Annotated in this window: 1 protein-coding gene; it reads right to left on the bottom strand. The window is 42.7% G+C overall.

The annotated features are described in order from the left end of the window. The coding region (locus PSI06_RS21370; protein ID WP_273604863.1) for a hypothetical protein at positions 1-204 on the bottom strand (204 nt) is incomplete at its 3' end. Between the last annotated feature and the right edge of the window lie 49 nt (positions 205-253).

Below are 253 nucleotides of genomic sequence, written 5' to 3'. Positions count from 1 at the left end.
GCCGATGATAGTGTAGCATTTGCTATGTGAAAGTAGGACATTGCCAGGCTTCAAATAAGAGAAACCCGTTACAGCGATGTAACGGGTTTTTTGCTGTCTGGGATTTAATAAATAGCCAGACCCATGGTAAGCGTCCGGCCAACCACACCTAGCAACACCATTTTTTGTATTTGAAAATACCTTCAACTTTTTATTGGAGGTCATTATGAATTCACCCATCCCTAAACGTTGGCTAGAAATCCTAGCGCTTCGC

It is taken from the genome of Pseudoalteromonas sp. GABNS16E, from assembly GCF_028598715.1.
In the GTDB taxonomy this organism is placed as follows: domain Bacteria; phylum Pseudomonadota; class Gammaproteobacteria; order Enterobacterales; family Alteromonadaceae; genus Pseudoalteromonas; species Pseudoalteromonas atlantica.
This window is presented reverse-complemented; position numbering and strand designations above follow the sequence as displayed.